16 protein-coding genes are annotated in these 18,031 nt (G+C 65.8%); 10 read left to right on the top strand and 6 right to left on the bottom strand.

Annotated features, from left to right (window positions below; all coding sequences use genetic code 11):
* Positions 1-169: 169 nt before the first annotated feature.
* The 8 genes from nadA (at position 170) to ABD53_RS12565 (ending at position 9,274) form a co-directional block, all read left to right on the top strand.
* On the top strand, positions 170-1,147 hold the full coding sequence (gene nadA / locus ABD53_RS12600; RefSeq protein WP_053058046.1) for a quinolinate synthase NadA: 978 nt from the start codon (positions 170-172) through the stop codon (positions 1,145-1,147).
* Positions 1,147-2,085 carry a carboxylating nicotinate-nucleotide diphosphorylase gene (gene nadC, locus ABD53_RS12595; protein ID WP_235401592.1) on the top strand — a complete coding sequence of 313 codons (939 nt, stop codon included), beginning with the start codon at positions 1,147-1,149 and terminating at the stop codon, positions 2,083-2,085. Before nadA ends, nadC begins: the two co-directional genes overlap by 1 nt.
* Positions 2,078-3,631, top strand: a complete 1,554-nt coding sequence (gene nadB / locus ABD53_RS12590; RefSeq protein ID WP_047866157.1) for an L-aspartate oxidase — start codon at positions 2,078-2,080, stop codon at positions 3,629-3,631. The genes nadC and nadB overlap by 8 nt, the downstream gene beginning before the upstream one ends.
* Positions 3,612-4,760, top strand: a complete 1,149-nt coding sequence (locus tag ABD53_RS12585) for a cysteine desulfurase family protein (protein WP_047866156.1) — start codon at positions 3,612-3,614, stop codon at positions 4,758-4,760. Before nadB ends, ABD53_RS12585 begins: the two co-directional genes overlap by 20 nt.
* 2 nt (positions 4,761-4,762) lie before the next feature.
* Complete coding sequence (locus ABD53_RS12580; protein WP_235401598.1) at positions 4,763-6,109, top strand: anthranilate synthase component I family protein; 1,347 nt, start codon at positions 4,763-4,765, stop codon at positions 6,107-6,109.
* A 27-nt stretch (positions 6,110-6,136) separates the two neighbouring features.
* Entirely contained in the window at positions 6,137-6,970 is an 834-nt protein-coding gene (locus tag ABD53_RS12575; RefSeq protein ID WP_053058041.1) for an aminotransferase class IV, read from the top strand.
* 72 nt (positions 6,971-7,042) lie between these two features.
* The gene (locus ABD53_RS12570; protein WP_047866155.1) at positions 7,043-8,455 is read left to right on the top strand and encodes an NAD-dependent succinate-semialdehyde dehydrogenase; all 1,413 of its coding nucleotides are present in this window, start codon (positions 7,043-7,045) and stop codon (positions 8,453-8,455) included.
* A gap of 216 nt (positions 8,456-8,671) precedes the next feature.
* A complete protein-coding gene (locus ABD53_RS12565; RefSeq protein ID WP_047866154.1) occupies positions 8,672-9,274 on the top strand; it encodes a hypothetical protein in 603 nt (200 codons plus the stop codon).
* Between the two features lie 30 nt (positions 9,275-9,304).
* Here the strand turns inward: ABD53_RS12565 and ABD53_RS12560 are convergent, their stop codons facing one another.
* A complete protein-coding gene (locus ABD53_RS12560) occupies positions 9,305-9,598 on the bottom strand; it encodes a hypothetical protein (protein ID WP_047866153.1) in 294 nt (97 codons plus the stop codon).
* 187 nt (positions 9,599-9,785) lie between these two features.
* Here ABD53_RS12560 and ABD53_RS16120 point away from each other — a divergent pair, with 187 nt between their 5' ends.
* Positions 9,786-10,238, top strand: a complete 453-nt coding sequence (locus tag ABD53_RS16120; RefSeq protein WP_053058040.1) for an Asp23/Gls24 family envelope stress response protein — start codon at positions 9,786-9,788, stop codon at positions 10,236-10,238.
* Positions 10,239-10,268: 30 nt separating this feature from the next.
* Here the strand turns inward: ABD53_RS16120 and ABD53_RS12550 are convergent, their stop codons facing one another.
* Positions 10,269-11,477, bottom strand: coding sequence for an AI-2E family transporter (locus tag ABD53_RS12550; protein WP_084709643.1), 1,209 nt, complete (start codon positions 11,475-11,477; stop codon positions 10,269-10,271).
* Between the two features lie 1,165 nt (positions 11,478-12,642).
* Between ABD53_RS12550 and ABD53_RS17830 the strand changes: the two genes are divergently transcribed.
* A complete protein-coding gene (locus tag ABD53_RS17830; protein ID WP_268778289.1) occupies positions 12,643-12,777 on the top strand; it encodes a helix-turn-helix domain-containing protein in 135 nt (44 codons plus the stop codon).
* A gap of 1,073 nt (positions 12,778-13,850) precedes the next feature.
* Here ABD53_RS17830 and ABD53_RS12540 read toward each other — a convergent pair.
* The 4 genes from ABD53_RS12540 to sufC all read right to left on the bottom strand — a co-directional run bounded on the left by ABD53_RS12540 (position 13,851) and on the right by sufC (position 17,898).
* The gene (locus ABD53_RS12540) at positions 13,851-14,213 is read right to left on the bottom strand and encodes a non-heme iron oxygenase ferredoxin subunit (protein WP_047866151.1); all 363 of its coding nucleotides are present in this window, start codon (positions 14,211-14,213) and stop codon (positions 13,851-13,853) included.
* Positions 14,214-14,222: 9 nt separating this feature from the next.
* Positions 14,223-15,599 carry a Fe-S cluster assembly protein SufD gene (sufD, locus tag ABD53_RS12535; RefSeq protein WP_047866150.1) on the bottom strand — a complete coding sequence of 459 codons (1,377 nt, stop codon included), beginning with the start codon at positions 15,597-15,599 and terminating at the stop codon, positions 14,223-14,225.
* A gap of 103 nt (positions 15,600-15,702) precedes the next feature.
* Positions 15,703-17,115 (bottom strand): Fe-S cluster assembly protein SufB, encoded by a 1,413-nt coding sequence (gene sufB, locus ABD53_RS12530; protein WP_047866149.1) that lies wholly within the window; start codon positions 17,113-17,115, stop codon positions 15,703-15,705.
* Positions 17,116-17,142: 27 nt separating this feature from the next.
* Entirely contained in the window at positions 17,143-17,898 is a 756-nt protein-coding gene (sufC, locus tag ABD53_RS12525) for a Fe-S cluster assembly ATPase SufC (protein WP_047866148.1), read from the bottom strand.
* Between the last annotated feature and the right edge of the window lie 133 nt (positions 17,899-18,031).

The raw sequence follows: 18,031 nt of genomic DNA, 5'->3' as shown, positions 1-18,031 counted from the left end.
GCCCATGAAGCCCGTGGGAGCTTTTGTGATGCGAGTAACCTGTCCCTGCTTGCCGGGAGTGTGAGCCCGTGCGATACTTCAAGTAGCGAAAAGTTACAAGATGCTTGCTTTGTAACACAATTATGTGACAAGCTCACCGCTCACAGTTACAAGGAGGTAACCGGTGCAGATGATAGGGGCTTTAGGGAGCAGGGTCGGCCAGGGCGAGGCCGTTACGGACGTGTACGGCGAGATCGAGCGTCTCAGACGGGAGCAGAACGCGGTAATTCTGGCGCACTACTACCAGGAGCCCGAGATACAGGATCTGGCGGATCACATCGGGGACTCACTGGCGTTGGCGCGAAAGGCCGAGGCTGCGGAGGCGGACGTGATCGTGTTCTGCGGCGTCCACTTCATGGCGGAGACGGCCAAGATCCTGAACCCCTCAAAGACCGTCGTCCTGCCCGACCTCGACGCCGGGTGCTCTCTAGCGGATAGCTGCCCGCCGGAGGAGTTCCGCCGGTTCGTGGAGGCCAGGCCGGATCACAGGGTGGTCTCGTACGTGAACACCTCGGCAGCGGTCAAGGCTCTGTCGGACGTGATCTGCACCTCCTCCAACGCCAAGGACGTTATCGCCTCGATCCCGGAAGACACGCCGATAATCTTCGGCCCCGACAAGCACCTCGGGCGTTATCTGGTCGAGCAGACCGGCCGCGAGATGACCCTGTGGCCCGGCACCTGCATGGTCCACGTACTATTCTCGGAGCGCAAGATCCGGGAGCTAAAGCTCCGCCATCCCGACGCCGAGGTCCTGGCACACCCCGAGTGCGAACAGCGGGTGCTCGCCCTCGCCGACCACGTCGGCTCCACCACCAGCCTCATAAACCGCGCCGCCGAGAGCCCCGCCCCGGAGTTCATCGTCGCAACCGAGCCCGGCGTCATACACCAGATGCAGCGCCTGGCGCCGGAGAAAACGTTCATGCGCGCCCCCGGCGAAGGCTCTTCGGGCGGAGCCTGCGAGGCGTGCAGCGAGTGCCCCCACATGCGCCTCAACACCGTCGAGAAGCTATATCTCTGCCTGCGCGACCTGTCGCCCGAGATACAGCTCGACGAGGAGACCCGTCTCGCCGCCCTCGCCCCGATACAGCGCATGCTGGAGCTCGGCTAGTGGATACGCTCCGCGGAACAGCCGCCCCGGACGCCGCCCTGGATAGCGTGGACAGCGCCCTGCGCGACCTGGCCCGCCGCGCGCTCGCCGAGGACGTGGGCCGCGGCGACGTGACCACCGCCACGACCGTGCCCGAGGACGCCGTCGCCTCCGGCAGCTTCGTCGCCAAGGGCGAGTCCGGGACCTGCGTTAGCGGGCTCGCCGCGGCCCGCGCCGTCTTCGAGGAGGCGTCGGGCGGGCTGCGGTTCACACCGCTCGTGGCCGAGGGCGCGGTCGTGGAGCCGGGGACCGAGGTAGCCCGCGTCGAGGGAGAGGCTCGGGCGATGCTCGCCGCCGAGCGGGTGGCGCTGAACCTCGTGATGCGGCTCTCGGGCATAGCCACCTTTACCCGCATGTACGCTGCGGAGTGCGAGGCCGCCGGTACCGGAGCCCGCATCACCGACACCCGCAAGACCACGCCCGGACTGCGCGCTCTGGAGAAGGCCGCCGTCCGGGCCGGAGGCGGCGTAAACCACCGATCCGGCCTCGACGACGGCGTGCTCATAAAGGACAACCACCTCGCCGTCGCCGGGGGTGTGACGGAGGCCGTGCGCCGGGCGCGGCAGGGCGCGCCACACCTCCTGAAGGTGGAGGTGGAGGTCGAGGACGAGTCCGGCCTTCGTGAGGCTATCTCCGCCGGGGCCGACGTAGTTCTACTCGACAACATGGGCCCCGCAGAGGTGGCGGAGGCCGTGTCGCTCGTGCGCTCCGAGGCCCCGGGGGCCCTCGTCGAGGTCTCCGGCAGCGTGGACCTTTCTACCGTCCGGGCGTACGCGGAGGCGGGGCCGGACCTCATCTCCGTCGGCGCGCTCACGCACTCTGCCCCGGCGGCAGACGTCTCGCTCGACGTATCCGTGGGGCGCGGCCCCGATCCTCTGGAGGAGGCTCCCGGTGACTGATCTCCCGAAGACGGCCCCGGACCGTTACGCAAACTACGCGGACTACGCCGACGTGATCGTGATCGGCGGCGGCGTCGCCGGTTGTGCCGCCGCGCTCTCCGCCGCCAGAAGGGGCGCGTCCGTCGTGATGCTGACCAAGCTCCCGGACCCCGAGGAGGCCAACACCCGCTACGCACAGGGCGGCATAATCTACACCGGCCCGGATGACTCGCCAGACCTCCTGGCCCGGGATATCCTCGACGCCGGGGCGTGGGCCGGCGACCCGGAGGCCGCCCGGCTCCTGGCCCGAGAAGGGCCGCCGCTCGTTAAGCGGCTCCTGATAAACGAGCTCTCCGTGCCCTTCGACCCGGACGAGCCCGGCTTCGAGGGGCTGCACCTTACCCGCGAGGGCGCGCACTCCGTGGAGCGCATCATCCACCGCCACGACACCACCGGCTCGGCGATACAGAGCAGGCTCACCCGCGCCGTACACGCGGAGGAGCGCATATCCCTCTTGCCCGGCTCCCACGCCGCCTCACTCGCTGTCGAGGCTGGCGGGCGCGTGGTCGGAGTCTACGCCGAGTACGGCGGCGAGACGGTGGAGATAATGGGCCGCTCCGTCGTGCTCGCGACCGGCGGGCTCGGCGGGCTGTACTCGCACACCACCAACCCGCCCGGCGCGACCGGGGACGGGATCGCGCTCGCCACCGCCGCCGGGGCGCGGGTACGGGACCTGCACTACGTCCAGTTCCATCCGACCGCGCTATACACCACCGGGGAGAGGTTCCTCGTCTCCGAAGCCGTGCGCGGCGAGGGCGGCGTCCTGCGCCGCCCCGACGGCGCGGAGTTCGTCGGGCACGTTCTGGGCTCGCTCGCCCCGCGCGACGTGGTGGCGCGCAGCATCGCATCCATGATGCAGCGAACCGGATCGCCGTGCGCCTACCTGGACATAACCTCCCGTTCCCGCCACTGGCTTCAGGACCGCTTCCCGGCCATCTTCGCCCGCTGTATGGAGGACGGCGTGGATCCCTCGCGGGAGCCGATCCCGGTCGTGCCCGCCGCCCACTACTCCTGCGGCGGCGTCGCGACCGACGAGCGGGGCCGCACCGGCGTGCGCGGTCTGTGGGCCGCCGGGGAGGTGGCGCGAACCGGCCTGCACGGCGCGAACCGGCTCGCCTCGACCTCGCTCCTTGAAGGGCTCGTGTGGGGCTGGCGCTCGGGAGAAGACGCCGCCCGCCCCGGCGCCGTTCCCGCGGGCCCTCTCCGCCCCGCCGGGCGTACCGCTCCGGCGCCGGCTCCCGGGGAGGCCGGGGATCTGCTGCGCGCCACGATGTGGGAGCACGCGGGTCTCGTGCGCACCGGGCCGGGTCTGGAGACCGGGCTGCGGGAGCTTGACGGCCTCGAAGAGGAGTATGGTGATACGGACCTCGGAGCGCCGCTCTCGGTCGCCCGGGCCATTCTTACGGGCGCGCTGGAGGACCGGCGGAGCCTGGGCTGCCACTACCGCGTGGACGGCGGGACCCCGGAGGCCCCGGAGGAGGCGAGGGTTGCCGATCTACCTGGATAACAACGCCACGACGCCGCTGGACGGGCGGGCTCTGGAGCGCATGATGCCCTACCTCACCACGGAGTACGGCAACGCCTCCTCGGCCCACTCTCCCGGAGGGGCAGCCGGAGCGGCGGTCTCCGTCGCCCGCGAGGAGGTCGCCGTCGCGATAGGGGCCTCGCCGGAGGAGATCACGTTCGTAAGCGGCGCGACCGAGGCGGACAATATGGCCCTCCTGGGCTGCCTGAGGCCCGGCGAGCGCCTGATAACCGCCGCCACCGAGCACGAGGCCATACTGGAAACCGCCCGCTACGCCGAGTCCGCTGGGGCCGGTCTCACCGTCTTGCCGGTTGACGGGCACGGTGTCGTGAGCCCCGAAACGCTGCGCCGGGCCCTCTCGGAAGGTCCGCCCGCCGCGCTCGTATCCATAATGCTCGCCAACAACGAGACCGGCGCGGTAAACCCGGTCGCGGAGCTTGCCGGGGTCGCCCACGAGCACGGCGTCCCGTTGCACACGGACGCGGCCCAGGCGCTGGGCAAGATCCCGGTGGACGTGGAGTATCTCGGCGTGGACCTCTTGAGCCTCTCGGCCCACAAGTTCTACGGGCCAAAGGGGATCGGTGCGCTGTACGTCCGGCGCCACCCGGAGGCCGGCGTGCGCCGCGTCCGCCCCGAGCCGCTGTTGCGCGGTGGCGGCCAGGAGCGCGGTCTGCGCAGCGGCACGCTGAACGTCCCCGGCATCGCCGGGATGGGCCGGGCTGCGACTCTGGCCGCCGAGGCCTCCGGCGGCGAGGCGGAGCGGATCGCCGGCCTGCGGGACGAGCTCCACCGGGCCATCCTGGGTGAGGTCTCCGGGCTGCGGTTAAACGGCCACCCCGTCGAGCGGCTGCCGAACACGCTGAACGTCTCGTTCCCCGGAGTGCGCGCCGCCGACCTCCTCGCCGCCGCGCCCGGCGTCGCCTTCTCGGCGGGCTCGGCCTGCGCCTCCGACAGCCCCGAGCCTTCCTCCGTGCTGCGGGCGATGGGGCTGGACGGCGAGGCCGCCCTCTCCTCCGTACGCCTGAGCCTCGGCCGCTTCAACACCGGGGAGGAAGTGGAGGAGGCCGCGGATCTCCTTGTAGGGGCCGCCCGATCCTGCGCCGCCGCTTGAGCGTGCGGGCACAGACCGGGCGCGAGGTGCGGCGGCTGGACGTGGAGGGGCTGGATGCGGCGGCCCTGATCCCGGCCCTCGGCCTGCGCCCCGGCGTGGACCCCTTCGTTCTGCTAGAAGGCGCGGGATGGGGAGGCTTCGTGCTCGCCTTCGAGCCCGAGCGCGAGATAAAAGTGGCCGACGAGACTCCGTTCTCTTCACCATTCGAGGCGCTGCGGCGGGAGCTTGCTGGTCCCGCCGACACTCCGCACCCGCTCTCGGGCGGCCCGGCCCTCTTCGGCTACGTCTCCTACGACGCGGCGCGGCACCTGGAGAAACTGCCCGCGCTGTCCACCGCCGACCTCGCGCTGCCCCAGGCCAGGTTTCTCACGCCCCGGTACACCATAGGCGCGGACGGGGACGGCGCGTGGGTCTCCGTCCCGGCCGGAGAGAGCCCGGAGCCGCTCGCGCGCCTCGTGCGGGGAGTGGCCGGAGAGAGGCCGCGGGCCGGAGAACCCGGAGGGCCCGGAGGATCCGGCGGTAACCCGCGGTCCAGCCTGGGCCGCGAGGGGTATCTGGAGGCCGTGGAGCGGGTCAAGGAGTACGTCCGGGCCGGGGACGTGTTCCAGGTGAACATCTCGCAGCGTCTGGACCTCCCGTTCAGCGGAGACCCGCTCGCGCTGTACACGACGCTGCGGCGGACCAACCCCTCGCCTTTCGGAGGTATCGTATCCTTTCCGGACATGGTCGCCGTGTCCAGCTCGCCGGAGCGGCTGGTGGATCTGCGCGGCGGGCGGGCCTCGACCCGGCCGATAGCTGGCACGTACCCCCGCGAGCAGGTCGAGCGAGAAGGGAGAGAAGCGTTTCTGGTTGACCCCAAGGAGCGGGCCGAGCACGCCATGATCGTGGACCTCGAGCGTAACGACCTCGGGCGCAGCTCGGCCTACGGTACGGTGCGGGTGGACGAGCTGATGAGCACCGAGACCTACTCCCACGTCGTGCATCTGGTGAGTGAGATCTCGGGCCGGCTCGCACCGGGCCACGACGCGGTCTCGCTGCTCTCGGGTATGTTTCCGGGCGGCACGATCACGGGCTGCCCGAAGGTGCGGTGTATGGAGATCATAGAGGAGATAGAGCCCGTCCGGCGCGCCCTGTACACCGGCTCGTTCGGGTACCTCTCGCCGGGCGGGGGCTTCATGGACATGAACATCGCCATCCGGACCATCCTGCTCACCGGCGGCCGGGCCCACGTCCAGGCCGGCGGCGGCATCGTCGCCGACTCCGTCCCCGAGCGCGAGTATCAGGAGTCGCTGAACAAGGCCTCCGCGCTCGTCGGTAGCCTGGGCTCCTCCGTGGAGCCTCTGAGATGATACTCCGGTGATCTTCGTGAGCCCGGCATGAGCTTCGACCTCGTGTGGCTGGACGGCGGGTACGTCCCCGCTTCCGAGGCCCGGGTCTCGGTCTTCGACCGGGGGCTGGCCTACGGCGACGGGGCCTTTACCACCCTGCGGGTCGGCGGCGGCGAGCCGCTGCTCCTCGGACGCCACCTGGAGCGGCTCCGGCGGGACCTCGGTGCGCTGTACATCCCGCCGCCCGCGCACGAGCTGGAGCCTGCCTGCCGGGGGCTCGTGCAGCGTCTCGGGCTCCTGGATGCCGTGCTCAAGATAACCGTTACCCGCGGACCGGGTGGGCGCGGTCCGGCGCCGCCCGGCGAGCCAGAGCCTACCGCATTCGTCACCGCCTCGCCGCTCCCCGGGCCCCGTCCGCCCCTGCGCGCCGTCACGGTGCCCGACGAGCGCGGGCCTCTCGGCCGGCACAAGAGCCTCAACTACCTGGATAGCGTGCTCGCCCTGCGCGGGGCGCGGGCCCACGGCTACGACGAGGCAGTCTTCGCCGGCGGCGGGACGCTCGCGGAGGCTACCGTATCCAACCTCGTCGGCCTGGAAAGCAGTTCCGAAGGCGGTTCCGAAGGCGGTTCCCTGCGGACGCCCGGCGGGAGCGTGCTGCCGGGCATCGCGCGAGGCGTACTGCTGGAGTCCGGCGAGGTCGTCGAGGATGCCATACCGCTGCACACGAGCAGTCCGCTGTACTGCGTGAACGCCGTGCGCGGCGTCGAGACCGTGGCGGAGCTCGACGGGCGTCCGCTGAAGCGGGACGCCGGCGCAGAGTCCCGGCTGACGGCGGTGTTGCGGGAGCGGGGGGCGTTACCCTCGCCACACGCTGCGGGATGATACCGCCCGCCGGGGGTAGAATCCGGGGTGGAGGACGTGTACGGGTTAACCCAGGTTAGAAGGAGGACGGAGATGGCGATGACCGCCGTAAACCCCGCGACAGGCGGGGAGATCGAGAGCTTCGAGACGCTGACCCCGGATCAGGTAGAGGAGAAGGTCGCCCTGGCCGACCGGGCCTTCCGCGAGTACCGCAAGACGTCTTTCGCCGAGCGGGCCCGCATGATGACGCGGGCGGCGGAGATCCTGGAAGACGAAGCCGGGGAGCTCGGCCGCGCCGCGACGCTGGAGATGGGAAAGAGTCTCGTGGCCGCGAAGGCCGAGGTCCAGAAGTGCGCCCGAGGCTGCCGCTACTACGCCGAGAACGCCGAGCGTTTCCTCGCCGACGAGCCGGTGGATATGCAGGGCGCCGACGCCCGCATAAGCTACAAGCCCGTCGGCCCCGTGCTCGCCGTGATGCCGTGGAACTTCCCGTACTGGCAGGCCTTCCGGCACATCGCGCCTGGCCTGATGGCGGGTAACGTCGTGCTCCTCAAGCACGCCTCCAACGTCCCCCGCACCGCGCTGAACATAGAGGACATAGTGCGCCGGGCCGGCTTCCCGGAGGGCGTGATGCAGACGCTGCTCGTCGGCTCCGGGCAGATCGAGTCTCTCATAGACGACTCCCGGATCCGGGGCGTCACCCTGACCGGCAGCGAGGGCGCGGGCCGCGCCGTCGGCGGCCAGGCCGGGAAGGCGGTAAAGAATAGCGTACTGGAGCTTGGCGGCAGCGACCCGTTCGTGGTCATGCCCTCGGCGGACCTCGACGCCGCCGTCGAGTCTGCGGTCGGATCGCGGATGCTGAACAACGGCCAGTCCTGCATCAACGCCAAGCGGTTCATCGTGCACGAGGAAGTGTACGAGGAGTTTGAGCGCCGCTTCGTCGAGAAGGTCGAGGCCATGAAGATCGGCGACCCGATGGACGAGGATACGGACATGGGACCACTCGCGATGCAGGGCATCCTGGAGGAGGTCGAAGATCAGGTCCAGAGGAGCGTGGACGCCGGGGCTCGGGTGCTGGCCGGCGGCCGGCGTCCCGACGGTATGCAGGGCAACTACTACCTGCCAACCGTGCTCTCCGACATCCCGGAGGGCTCCCCGGCGCGGGTGGAGGAGATCTTCGGCCCCGTGGCCTCGCTGTTCCGCGTGGGAGGACTGGACGAGGCGATAAGTCTCGCCAACGACACCCACTTCGGCCTCGGCGCCAGCGTCTGGACCACCGAATCCACCGAACGCGGGCGTTTCGTGGAGGAGATCGAGTCCGGCATGCTCTACGTGAACCGCCTCGTCGAGTCCACGCCGGAGATGCCCTTCGGCGGCGTCAAGGACTCCGGCTACGGCCGCGAGCTGAGCCACTTCGGCGTGCGCGAGTTCACCAACGCCAAGGCGGTCTGGATCGAGGGTGGCGAAAACCACGCCGGAGGCGGCAGTGGGAGCGCCACGGAATAGGGTGAAACAGGGCGGAAACTCGGGATGCCCCGCCCGGCGCACGCCATAGGCCCATAGGCCCCGCGTGAAAGCGGTTGCTGCGTCCGGGCGCCTCCCAGGTTACATTCATTCCCAGAGTAACGGAGTGTAATATCCAGGGGTATACGGGTGCTCCGTCACGACCCCCAGGGAGCGCCGGGACCGGACGTCTCCGGCAGAGTTGGAGGAAGGTGCCAGATGTTGGCTAGGCTGCTCGGCCTGAGCTTCGCTTACGGTCTCGGTTTCACGCTAATAAAATCGCTCTTCCCCTCCCCCGTGATACTCATGGTTCTGTACGGGGGTCAGACCAGCGAGGGGAACCTGACCACCCTCTCGCTCGTGTACATGGCCTCCGGTATCATCGGGGGGCTGGTCGGGGGTATGATCTTCGGCCTCGCCCTTCTGGGCCGGAAGGCGCTGCAAACCGGTCTGGGGGGCGGCGCTCCCCGCGTACCCAGATCGGCCGCCGGGCTCTCTATGGGCCTCGGGCTCGGCCTTAGTCTGGGGATGGCGGCCGTTATAAGCATTATCTCTACGGTGCTGACGGTGGGGGCCTACCAGTTCGGCCTGTTGCCCTCCGGCGGCGTGCTGGATCCGCTCACCCTGATACGCAGCTCGAACTTCTCGCCCGGCACGCCCCTGCTTGTGCTGTGGACCTTTGCCCGGGATCTCCTGCCCGCCATGCTCGCCGGGCTCTTCCTCGCGCCGCTCGGAGGCAACTACCTGCTGCGGCTCTACTACGCGAACCGTCCGGCACCCCAGGATAACCTCTCCGAGCAAGGCTACCTGTACGAGGAGTAGCCGGCCTTCCCGCGGCCGCTAGGGATTAGGTCAGAGGATGCTCACCAGTGGCCCGAGCTTGCACTCTGCCAGGTTGTATCCTTGCTCCCTACGCGCCATCTCACGGGCGGAGCGTACGACGTACTCCAGGCAATTACTCCGGCAGTCCACCTTGCCGCAGGGAACCTCGATGGTGCCGAGATCCTCTACTATCTCCACTATGGGATCCCACCCGTTACCGGGCACGGCCTCCGTGTGCCGCACGTACTCTCCCGGCTCGTAGGACGGGCTCTCGCTACGAAACATCACCATACTAAGAGTATACAACGATTTGACCTGGATCACACCGGCCCTTCTCCGGCCCGGACCGTCTGGCCCCTCCGAGGTCGCAAAGGGGGCGTCGATACAGTATCTTCCGGGTGCCGTCCGCGTTAGGATATTGTCGGAGCTTCATCCTGTGCCGCGAGAGGTAAGAACGGGGATGTCGTAAAAGAGCTCTGGGCCGGACCGTCCAGAGAAGGGAGAGCTTTACATGAGCGAACAGGCCAGCCGGCGGGAATCCCGGGATTCTCAGCAGGAGACGCAGCAGATACCGCGCCAGCAGGTCGCCGACTCGCTGGTTACGGACCGTGGCAGCACGAGCATAGACAAAAGCGCCGTCTCACAGCTCATGGATACCGTGACCGGCAGGGCCGAAGGACTGCGAGTCTCGAGCGCTGGTTCCGGCAGGGGCAGCTCTATAGTGGTTGGCAGCGAGGAGGTCGCGATAGACCTCAAGGTCTCCGCCGACTACAACCGGTCCATACTGCAGGTAACGGAGACGCTCCGGCACGACCTCACGGAGCGCATCGAGAGCCTGCTCGGGCTGCGGGTCTCCGAGTGCAACATCACCGTGAACGACATCTACTTCCCACATGAGGAGCGCCAGCAACAGGACGAGCAGGAAGGCCAGCAGGAGGAGCAAGAAGAGCCCCGCGTCAGGTAAGGCCAGGTCAGGTAAACGGCCGGCCCGGCCTCAGTGGCCCTCGTGCAGGCGCCAGGGCTCTGGCTCTCCCTTGCCGGCACCGGCCTCTGCTGACTCCGGCGCTCGTCTTACACGCAGCCTCTCCGAGAAGAAGTCGAAGAGAACCCGGAGCACCGCCAGCGTCGGCACGGCGAACACGACACCCACTATACCGGCCGTCTCAGCCGCGAATAGCACCGCGAGCAGCACGACTATGGGGTGTACCCTCACGGAGTGGCCCTGTATGTAGGGCGTGAGTATGTTGCCTTCGAGCTGCTGTATCGCCAGGAACAGCAGCGCGGCCAGAACCGCCGTCGTGGGCGAGACCGTAAGCGCCAGGGCTATGGCCGGTATCGCGCCCAGAAACGCCCCGAGGTAGGGTATGATCGCCGTTAGCGAGACCCAGGCCCCGAGCAGTAGCGGGAACGGCACGTCAAGAATCCACAGGGCCACGGTGGACAGCGCGCCCTGGACCGCGAGGATTATGGACAGGCCGCCGAGATACCGCGAGAGCGAACTGCCAAGCTGCCACCACAAGAGGTCCGCGTCCTCCAGGTATCCGACCGGCACCAGAGAGAGGAAGAACCTCCTGAACCTGTCGGCGTCCACCAGCAGGTAGATCGAGACGAAGGCTATGCCAAAGAGCTGAACCGCCGCGTTCGCCGCCCCCGAGATAATCCCGAACACGCCCCCGAGAAGGCCCTGAGCCAGACCCTGCAAACGCTCCAGAGCTACCCCGCTGACGTTCGAGATCAGGACCTCCGGCCTGTCCTGTAGCAGGCCGCGCTCCCTCAGTAGCCCGAGCAGATTCCTGAAGCTCTCCTCCAGGCTGGAGACCAGTGTGGGCACGGTGGAGGCCAGCGCCGCGAGCTGGCTCGCGAGTGCGGGTATTAGTATGAGAAAGGCGAGCGCCACGAGAGCCAGGAGCAAGAGGAAGGCGACCGGGATGGCGAGCCAGCGCGGTATGTAGCGGGACATCAGCCGCACCGGAAAAGAGAGCAAGAGCGCCAGCGCCACGCCCCCCAGGGCCACCGTGGCGACGCTCGGTGCGATCCAGAGCACCAGCACCAGCGCCACGAGCACCGCCGCCGTCAACACTATCCGGGTGCGGGCCGAGATCGGGATCGGGGTCGGTGTGGACATGGCGGGGGCCCCGAAGGGCGGCCCCTCTCCACCGCCCCGTTTGGCGCTCGGATGTACCTTCTTTATGCTATCTCTCATACGCTCCCGCCCTGCGCCGATAGCCTAATCATAAAACAATCGGAGCCAGGACTCCGGGGAGTGTGGGATCTCACTCGAGGTACGCAAGCATCCCCCCACCCGACATCAAGGGGGCTCCAACCCGGTTACCGGTGGCAAACGTTCACGGCTCTATATAATCCAGCACCAAAGGAGGGGGTACGAAAGATGGATACCGATAGAGCCGCGATCATCCAAGATCTTACAGTACCCGAGGCGCATGTACTCCTCCAGGGTCCTCCGGGTAGGCTCAACAACTGTAACGAACTTTTCAAGGTGGCAATCTTGGAGCTCGTACTCCGGGGTTGGCTCGACGTTCGGGAGACGTTGGAGGAGTTGAGATCACGACCCGAAGTGCGATTCATCCGAGGCAAAAGGGCCGATGTGCCAGAACACCGCCCACTGTTTGCGGCATTCAGGATTTTTGACGGAGGCTTTGCTGGGGGTTGGGCGCCGGACGATGGGCTGCCGGGCTTCGTGCTGTGGCGGGATCTCGCGGAGCGTTACGGTGACTCTACAGGCTACGCGCGCTTGGAGGTGCTGCCCGCCTTGCGCGCCAGGGGCCTGTGCGATCGGGACTCCGGGCTTATCGGTATGCTGTTACGAGGCGGCTGGCGCTGGACACTCTCTGGAGACCGGCTAAGAGAACAGCTACTATGCACCCTCTCCGAGGCTCAGTATCCGTCTCCAGAATGGGCTCACGAGAATCGTGCGCGGACGCTTAAAGCTCCCGATACCGCAGTCGCCATGATACTGGCCCAACCCGCCCCACACGAAGATGTAGCCGGACTCGCGGAGGCCAACACGGGCTCGAGTGGCCCCTCTAAAAGACTCGGTCCAGAGACCCTCGAGCTGATCTCCGCCGTCTCTGGAGCGCTCGAAAGAGCGAGTAAAAGCTATCCGGGTGGTTGGAGAGGCGACGGTACGGGTTCCAGCGGTCTCGGTGGACTCGGCGGCGAGGGCTCTGGCGGAGGCGGAGATGGAGGCTCTGCTGGCGGCTGACCTTAACTAGCGTACTCAGCCCCCGAGGCGGGTTGCCGTTTATCTAACTCTCGTGAGGTTCTCGTGAGATTTTGTGAGACAATGCTTATACAGCAACACACATTAGTTCATTCTTTACGGAAGTTCTACGGAAGTGGGTGGTTGCTTGAGGGTGTTAATAGCCGACGGACATCCGGCCATGCGTCTGGGCATGAAGGGTCTACTCCTGACCACGGACATCCGGGTAGCCGGAGAGGCCTGGGAAGGCGAAGAGGCGCTCCGTTTCGTATGGTGCCGTTGAGGAGGAACCCGCAGGCAGCATAGCTATAGTGCAAGAGTTGTACGGCTTCGGAACCCCTGTAAACGTCGAGGCTCCGCCGCCCTCCCAGACCACCGACGTTACGGGCATGATGGCGGAGCAAAGCTCCGCCAAGTTGTAGAGAGCAAACAACAGTAGGTAAAAAAGCAATCATAAAACTGTCGCTTCCGTGAATCCACGATGCGGCGAGTCCTTCTTTCAGTGGACAGTAGAAGACTAATAATGTCGGAACTTGAGTCTGACCTGCTCCAAGTTTCCGGCTATCTATAAGCCTATTTACTACCTACTTCACTGCCAGGGTTAAATGCGGCGCCTCCACGATCCGCGACCCAAAAGCCATCTCAAGACCGCGCCTAGGGTAGAGCTCCAGATACAGATTCCGGCGAAGATCGTCAAGAAGGCAACTAGGTCGATAATCAGCAAAGACAAAACATCTATAAACCTATGAAAACCTATGGAATACAGGTAGAAAGTTCCAGGTAAAGTCGCTAGCTGCCGCGCGATTGCGATAATGCCTCCCCAGAGCCAGAATCCTCGAGGCACTATAAAGCCAAGTACAGCGCTAGCGAAAATCATCAAAGGCAGGCCCTGGAGTAGCGACCACCAAATTGGCATCCCGCTAATTACTCCAGAGACTCGACTCCCAAACAGCCACTCCGCAGCCATCGCGCTACTCGCCACGTAAACGAGGACACCTACTACGAAGGCAGCGACAGAAGCCCAGATCCATCGCTCGTCCAATGACGCCAGCCTCACTACACTACCTTTCCTGATGATAACGAGTAAATCGCTATAGCATATGTACTCTCTACATATTAGCAGTAGCAATTGAGAGGGCGTCGAGAGGCTGCGGTGCCCGTGTGGGTAGGCACGACTCGCCGCTCCTACCCACACGGACAGGAGCCATCAAGTACGAGGCAGCGTTAGAAGCGGCAAGGTAGCCGGGAGGCGAGATACCAAAAGACGCTTGCCGACAGCAGACTACCTTCGCCTCACTGCAATTCTCTTTCGAGAGGCGAGCGAGCCTGTGGCGGCTGGCGTAATAGGAGCGCTCGTTATCTTCTTCTACGCCCACCCACCTTTACCTGCTTCGGGTTCAGGGCGACGTATATCTCGCCGTCCTCCACCTTCAGCTCGTGGGTTGGGAGGGGCTTTACCGCCGGCAGGCTCTTTGCCTCGCCGCTCTGTACGTCGAAGCGGGCGCCGTGCAGCGGGCACTTCACCTCGCCTGCTCCGGCGTCGAACTCGCCTTCGGAGAGGTGGGCGAACTGGTGGGTGCAGATGTCCTCGAAGGCGTAGAACTCGCCGTCCACGTTACACAGGCCGACGGGCCGCCCGTCGAGCTCGAACTGCTTCAGCTCTCCGGGGGCGACCTCGTCGGTGGCGGCTAGTTTTTGGAACTCCTGGTGCTCGGGCATAGACTCGTGCTAGTTCGTCTGCTCGCCGAAGCCGAGCCCGATCTTGTCCTCTATCGCCCTATCGAGCTTCTTGCGCACGCCCTGGAGCGGTATGCGGCTCGTGACCTCGCCGAAGAAGCCGAACACGACGAGCTTCTCGGCCTCGGCGCGCGGGATTCCGCGGCTCATCAGGTAGAACATCTCCACCTCGTCCACCTGGCCCGTCGTGGAGCCGTGGGAGCACTTCACGTCGTCGGCGGCGATCTCCAGGCGCGGCAGGGAGACGGCCATTGCGTCGTCCGAGCCCAGAATGAGGTTCCGGTTGGTCTGGTAGGCGTCGGTCTTCTGCGCGCCGGGCTCGACCCGGATGAGCCCGGAGAACACGCCGAGCGAGTCGTCGCGCATCGCGCCCTTGTACAGCAGGTCCGAGTACGCGTTGTCGGCGAGGTGGTCCTGGAGCGTGTGGTGGTCCAGGACCTGGTCGTTGTCGGCGAAGTACAGCCCGAGCATCTCGGATTCGCTACCCGACTCGGAGAGTCCCGCGTCCACGTTGTTGCGGGCGAGCTGGCTGCCCAGAGATACGACGAGGCTCTTTATGCTGGCGTCCTTGTCGGCCTGGCTGCGCAGCGTGTTGAAGTGCAGCACGTTGCGGCCCCAGCTCTGCAAGGAGACGTAGCGCAGGTTCGCGCCCTGCTCTACGAACAGCTCCACCGCGCCGTTGGAGAAGGCGAGCTCGTCCTCCTCGCCGCCCTCGGAGGCGTACTCGTCTATGTAGGTTACCGATGCGCCTTCCTCGACCACGACGAGCGTGCGGGGCATGGTGGCGGCGCCCTCCGAAGTGTCCATCCAGCGGTAGCTCTGGATCGGGACCTCGACCTCGACGCCGCGCGGCACGTACAGGAAGCTGCCGCCGGAGAAGGTGGCGGCGTTCAGCGAGGCGAACTTGTCGTAGTCCTCGGGCACGAGCTTGAAGAGCCTGTCTCTGACGAGATCCTCGTGCTCGGAGAGAGCGGTGTGCAGGTCGGTTAGGATGACGCCCTTCTTTTCGAGGTCGTCGTCCATCCGGCTGTAGGAGGTCTCTGAGTTGTGCTGTACCAAGAGGGCCGAGTTCTCTTCGCCCTCCTCGATCAGGCGCTGCACGGCCTCGGGAAGGTCGGCCTCGGAGCCGGCCCTCTGGCCCGGAAGGTAGGAGGCGAAGTCCTCGTGCGGGGCTATGTCCGAGATGTCGGTGTACAGCCAGGCCTCGTCCTTCATCGTCGGCATCGGGGTCTTCTCGTAGGTTTCCCAGGCCGCGAGACGCCTGTCACGCAGCCACTCTGGCTCGCCCTTGAACCTGGATAGCTCCTCGACCGACTCAGCCGAGATACCCCTGCCGAGCAGGACCTCCGGCACGCTACTCGTGCTCATCCATCACCTCTCGTGTGTATAAAAGTTCAAACTCGAAAAACGGGGCGGGCCTCGGAAGACCCGCCCCGCGTGAAGCTATTGCTAAAGCGGTGAGCTACCCGCGCTAGCCGACCGAGCCTTCCATCTCGAGCTGGATCAGGCGATTCAGCTCTATCGCGTACTCCAGCGGGAGCTCCTTGGCTATCGGCTCGATGAAGCCGTTGACGACCATTGCGATGGCGTCTTCCTCGCTCATGCCGCGGCTCATCAGGTAGAAGAGCTGGTCCTCGCCGACCTTGGAGACCGTGGCCTCGTGCTCGGTGTTGACCTTTTTCTCCTCGATCTCGATGTACGGATACGTGTCCGTCCGGGCCTGCTCATCCAGGAGCAGCGCGTCGCACTCGACCCGGCTCTTGGAGTCGTAGCAGCCCTCGTGCACCTTCAGCAGGCCACGGTAGCTCGAACGCCCGGTGCCCTTGGAGATGGACTTCGAGGTGATGAGGCTCGACGTGTTCGGCGCGGCGTGTACGACCTTGCCGCCCGCGTCCTGGTGCTGGCCGTCGCCGGCGTAGGCCACGGAGAGGATCTCACCGCGCGCGCCCTCACCGGTCAGGTACACGGCCGGGTACTTCATGGTCAGCTTGGAGCCGAGGTTGCCGTCCACCCACTCGACGGTGGCGTTCTCCTGTGCCTGGCCCCGCTTGGTCACCAGGTTGTAGGTGTTGTGCGACCAGTTCTGGATGGTTGAGTACCGGATCCTGGCGCTCGGCTTTGCGATAAGCTCCACGACCGCCGAGTGCAGCGAGTTGGCCGAGTACGTCGGCGCGGTGCAGCCCTCGATGTAGTGGACCGAGGAGCCCTCGTCGGCGATGATCAGGGTCCGCTCGAACTGGCCCATGTTCTCGGCGTTTATGCGGAAGTACGCCTGCAGCGGGATGTCCACGTGTACGCCCTTGGGGATGTACAGGAAGCTACCGCCGCTCCATACCGCGGAGTTCAGCGAGGCGAACTTGTTGTCGTCCGGCGGGATTATGGTGCCGAAGTACTCGCGGACGAGGTCCTCGTGCTCCCGGAGGCCAGAGTCCATGTCCTTGAAGATCACACCCTGGTCTTCCAGGTTCTTCTGCAGGCTGTGGTATACGACCTCGGACTCGTACTGCGCCCCGACGCCGGCCAGCGACTCACGCTCGGCCTGCGGGATTCCGAGTTTCTCGAACGTGTTCTTGATGTCGTCCGGCACGTCGTCCCAGGTCTTGCCCTGGTTCTCGGTCGGCTGGATGTAGTAGAAGATGTCCTGGAAGTCCAGGTCCGAGAGGTCGCCGCCCCAGGTAGGGGTCGGCTTCTCCTGGAACGACTTGAACGCGTTCAGCCGGAACTCCAGCATCCACTCGGGCTCGTTCTTGTGCTTGGAGATCATGGTGATGATCTCCTCGTCAACGCCCTTGCGCGGGGTCCTGAAGAAGTACTCCTCCGGATCGGAGAACCCGTACTGGTACTCGTCCAGACCGAGTGACTGTACCGTCTTGTCCTCTGGCATTAAGCTTCCTCCTCTAGTTAGGTGGGGCTAGCCCTGGGTCGCGCCGGAGCCGTACTCCTGGCGGACCCAGTCATAGCCGTTCTCCTCAAGCTGGTTGGCCAGCTCCTTGCCGCCCGAGGTGACCAGGCGCCCGTCCAGCATGACGTGCACGTAGTCTGGCTCTATGTACCGCAGAATGCGCTGGTAGTGGGTGATTATCATCGCGGAAAAGTCCGGACCTCGGAGCTCGTTCACGCCTTTCGCCACGACCTGGAGGGCGTCGATGTCGAGGCCGGAGTCGGTCTCGTCCATGATGGCGAGCGACGGGTCGAGCATCAGCATCTGCAGGATCTCGTTCCGCTTCTTCTCGCCACCGGAGAAGCCCTCGTTCAGGTACCGCTCGGCGAACTTGGGGTCCATCTGCATGATGCCCATCTTCTCCTGCAGGAGCCGGTACATGTCCATCGGAGAGAGCTGCTCCTCGCGCACGCTGTTTACCGCGGTGCGCAGGAAGTTGGCGACCGAGACGCCGGGCACCTCGCTGGGATACTGGAAGGCCAGGAACATGCCGAGCTTGGCCCGCTCGTCCGGCTCCAACTCGAACACGTCCTCGCCCTCGAAGGTGATGGAGCCGCCGGTGACCTCGTAGCGCGGATGTCCCATCAAGACGTTCGATAGGGTAGACTTACCCGAGCCGTTCGGCCCCATGATGGCGTGGATCTCACCCTTGTTTATCTCAAGATCCAGACCCTTGATGATCTCCTGTCCCTCGATCTCCGCCCGGAGATTCTCTATCTTTAACATCCGACCCCTGACATCTCTGATAACTTTGATATTACAAGCCCATTTAACCACAGCCCCCCGAGGCTAACAACGAAACGTGACCCAGATCAATAACTCTTCCTGAAATCGCCGAAAAGGGCGCAAAACAGCGGTG

Source organism: Rubrobacter aplysinae (assembly GCF_001029505.1).
GTDB classification, from domain to species: Bacteria; Actinomycetota; Rubrobacteria; order Rubrobacterales; family Rubrobacteraceae; genus Rubrobacter_A; species Rubrobacter_A aplysinae.
The sequence above is the reverse complement of the archived record's forward strand: the minus strand, read 5'-3'. Positions and strand labels throughout refer to the sequence as shown.

Excerpts from the sequence above, each read along its gene's own strand:
- nadA (WP_053058046.1), top strand. The coding sequence starts at position 170 with ATGATAGGGGCTTTAGGGAGCAGGGTCGGCCAGGGCGAGGCCGTTACG.
- ABD53_RS12575 (WP_053058041.1), top strand. The coding sequence starts at position 6,137 with ATGAGCTTCGACCTCGTGTGGCTGGACGGCGGGTACGTCCCCGCTTCC.
- ABD53_RS12570 (WP_047866155.1), top strand. The coding sequence starts at position 7,043 with ATGGCGATGACCGCCGTAAACCCCGCGACAGGCGGGGAGATCGAGAGC.
- ABD53_RS12565 (WP_047866154.1), top strand. The coding sequence starts at position 8,672 with ATGTTGGCTAGGCTGCTCGGCCTGAGCTTCGCTTACGGTCTCGGTTTC.
- ABD53_RS16120 (WP_053058040.1), top strand. The coding sequence starts at position 9,786 with ATGAGCGAACAGGCCAGCCGGCGGGAATCCCGGGATTCTCAGCAGGAG.
- ABD53_RS12550 (WP_084709643.1), bottom strand. The coding sequence starts at position 11,477 with ATGAGAGATAGCATAAAGAAGGTACATCCGAGCGCCAAACGGGGCGGT.
- ABD53_RS12540 (WP_047866151.1), bottom strand. The coding sequence starts at position 14,213 with ATGCCCGAGCACCAGGAGTTCCAAAAACTAGCCGCCACCGACGAGGTC.
- sufD (WP_047866150.1), bottom strand. The coding sequence starts at position 15,599 with ATGAGCACGAGTAGCGTGCCGGAGGTCCTGCTCGGCAGGGGTATCTCG.
- sufB (WP_047866149.1), bottom strand. The coding sequence starts at position 17,115 with ATGCCAGAGGACAAGACGGTACAGTCACTCGGTCTGGACGAGTACCAG.
- sufC (WP_047866148.1), bottom strand. The coding sequence starts at position 17,898 with ATGTTAAAGATAGAGAATCTCCGGGCGGAGATCGAGGGACAGGAGATC.